This window comes from Nonomuraea sp. NPDC001684, from assembly GCF_053596515.1.
In genome coordinates, this window is sequence record NZ_JBSFGJ010000640.1 from 1,003 (window position 1) to 4,068 (window position 3,066).

At 68.9% G+C, this 3,066-nt stretch carries 3 protein-coding genes; all 3 read right to left on the bottom strand.

Annotated elements, in window-relative coordinates:
- Positions 1-468 precede the first annotated feature (468 nt).
- Complete coding sequence (locus ACWCSD_RS49110; RefSeq protein ID WP_449926157.1) at positions 469-867, bottom strand: ASCH domain-containing protein; 399 nt, start codon at positions 865-867, stop codon at positions 469-471.
- 9 nt (positions 868-876) lie between these two features.
- A complete protein-coding gene (locus ACWCSD_RS49115) occupies positions 877-1,899 on the bottom strand; it encodes a hypothetical protein (RefSeq protein ID WP_397160845.1) in 1,023 nt (340 codons plus the stop codon).
- A gap of 95 nt (positions 1,900-1,994) precedes the next feature.
- On the bottom strand, positions 1,995-3,066 hold a 1,072-nt coding region (locus tag ACWCSD_RS49120; protein ID WP_449926160.1), incomplete at its 5' end, for an EamA family transporter.

Below are 3,066 nucleotides of genomic sequence, written 5' to 3' on the forward strand. Positions count from 1 at the left end.
GGACGACGGCACAGGGGACGACGGCACAGGGGACGACGGCACAGGGGACGACGGCACAGGGGACGACGGCACAGGGGACGACGGCACAGGGGACGACGGCACAGGGGACGACGGAGGTGGAAGTACGCGGGAGTCGGGTGGGGCGGTTCGCTGAGGGCGTCGGTGGGGAGTGACGGCGGCGCGGGTTGGATCGCCTTTGTGGCAGGACTTGAGTCCGGGGCCGTGAATGCGTGCCTGGCGGGAGGCGGATGCTTGGCTGGGAATGGGTGCTTGGCCGGGAACGGATGCTCGGCCCCAGGGGTGGATGCTTGGCCGGGAGTGGATGCTTGGCCGAGGGGCGTGGTCGGGGTCTGAATATAGGTGGTTGATGGGCGCGCGCCCCCCAAGCGTGGGTTGAGGGGCGGTGCGGTTGGAGGTGGTTGTTCGGGGGCTGGTTGTGTTTGGGGGCTTGGTGTTTGGGCGCGGGGGCTAGGCGGGGAGCAGGCGGTAGTGGAGGCAGACGATTGTGGAGGTGTCGTTCACCTCGTGGCCCAAGGATGACCAGTAGCGCTGGTGGACGTCCCGCCAGTGCTGGATCGAGGTGAATCCTTCGCCTTCCGCCTCGGCGAACTCCCACGGCACTTCGGCGAACGGCACCAGCGCCACTGAGGTGATCTCGATCGTGGCGGCCTTCTCGCCGGCGTCGTTCACGAGGATCAGGTGTTCGCCGACGTGTTCGACCTCTTCGCCCTCCGCCTCGTAGTCGAGGGGCAGGAGACCGGCGGTGGCGGTCTTCGTGCCTGAGAGGGTGAGGTCGGTCAGCAGGGTGCGCACCTTGCCGGGCGTGCCGAGGGCAAGGACTCTGCGTCCGTCGATGCGGGGCCACATACGCGCATTCTAGAAGACGGGGATGATCTCCTCCGGGTCGATGACGTTCACCTCGACGCCTTCCAGGTCCAGTTCGGGAATGGCGGGGAAGGCGATGCCCCATCGTTCGACGATCGCGCGGACCTTCGCCATGGCCACGCGCCAGTTCTCCTTCTGTTCCTCGTACGACAGCACGCCCAGTCCCGCTTCCCTGGCGTGGTCCATCAGGACGCGGTGGTTGCCGAGGAAGTAGGGCGGGAGTTCCCAGAAACCTTCTGGAGGCTCCCAGAGAATCATGGAGAGGAACACGAAACCGGCCCGCAGCTGGCGGGTGATGAGGCTGCGGGTCTCGTCGGTGAGGCCCGGCCACTCGTTTTCCAGAATGGTCATGCAGATTTGCAGATGACGGGACTCGTCGAGGCCGATGCGCTGGAACATCTCGCCGAAGACCGGATGCCGGGTGCCCGTGGCCATGCCTCTGAACAGCGTGGAGGCGGCCATCTCGCCCATCATGAAACTCGTGAACAGGACCGGCAGCGAGTATCTTCCGACGGCGCTGGTGTAGCCGTTCCAGTAGCGGCCGCCGTTGTGGTAGAGCCAGCCGATGTTGTTGTGGGCGGCCTTTTCGAGATCGTCTTCGGGGGTCCAGTTCAGGGGGCCGCCGGGCCACAGCCGGGCTATGGTGCGCTGGCAGCACTCCTCATGGTTCATCTCGTCGCGGGTGATGGAGAAGAAGCACTTCCGGACCGGGTCTTCCTCGTGTTTCTCGAAAGCCTGGATGGTTGCGCGGGCGAACACGGCCGGGCCCGAGGCGTCGAAATTGGCGAGGACGGCGAACCAGTACATGATGCCCAGGCGCTGTTCGCGGGTGAAGTCGTCCGGGTCGAGGCCGTCCCATGGGAGGTCGGCCGGGTTCCAGAGTTTGCGCTTGGACTTCTCGTAGATGGCCGCGAGTTTCTCGGTCTCCACGCGCCATTCCATCGGATAGATGTTGGGCTGCGGGATCTCCGGCGCGGGCCAGAAGCCGCCTTCCGGGATCGTGAGGTCCGCCATGGTTGTGACACCTCCCCTGCCATCCTGCGTGGCGGCGTCACGCCATGCAAGCTTCGCCGCGGCCCGGTGCGCACGTCGTCGTGCCAGGCCTTTCCCTACGAGCGGGTGCGCTGCGTGACGGCGACGCAGGCCAGGACCGCGAGTGCGGCGGCCACGGTGGCCGGGCCGAAACGTTCGCCCATCAGGACCCAGGCCCAGATGAGGGTCAGCAGCGGCTGCGCCAGCTGGGTCTGGCCGGCTCTGGCGATGCCGCCTCTGGCCAGGCCGGCGTACCAGGGGATGAAGCCGAGGAACATCGAGATCAGCGCCACGTAGGCGAAGCCGGCCAGGGCGGGGGCGGTCGGCGTGATGGGGGTGGTGAGGGCCAGGACCGCGGTGATCACGGCGGTCAGCGGAAGGGAGAGGACGAGGGCGTGGCTGATCACCTGCCAGCCGGGGGTCGTCCTGGTCAGGCGGCCGCCTTCGGTGTAGCCGAGCGCGGCTGACAGGAGGGCGCCGACCAGGAGCAGGTCCGGCCAGGCGGCGCCGGCCTGGCCTCGGGTGAGGGTGAAGGCGGTGATCGCGGCAGCGCCGGCGGCGCAGGCGGCCCAGAACAGGGGGCGGGGGCGTTCGCCGGCCCGTACGACGGCGCAGGCGGCGGTGGCGGCGGGGAGCAGGGCGATGACCACGGCGGCGTGGGAGGTGCTGGCGCCCAGGTCGAGGGCGAGGCTGCTGAACACCGGGAAGCCGAAGACCACGCCCAAGGAGATCACGGCGTAGGAGGGCCAGTGGCGGCGTGGCGGGAGGAGGGGCAGGCGGGCGGCCTTGAGGCAGACCAGGGCGATGAGGCCGGCGACGGCGGCGCGGCCGATGGCGACCAGCCAGGGGTCGAAGCCGCGCATCGCGTAGACGGTGCCGGGGAAGCTGCCGGAGAAGGCCAGGACGCCCAGGAAGGCCAGCATCGTCCCTTGCCGGGCGCGGGCGGCTCCGCCGGTGCCCTTCAGGGCATCGCGAAGGGTGGGGGCGCCGTTGGAGGTCCCGGCGCCGTTCGAGGCCCCAGCGCCGTTCGAGACCCCAGCGCCGTTCGAAGTGGCGGTCCCGTTGGAGATCTCGGTCCCGTTGGAGATCTCGGCGCCGTTGGAGATCTCGGCGCCGTTGGAGATCTCGGCGCCGTTGGAGATCTCGGCG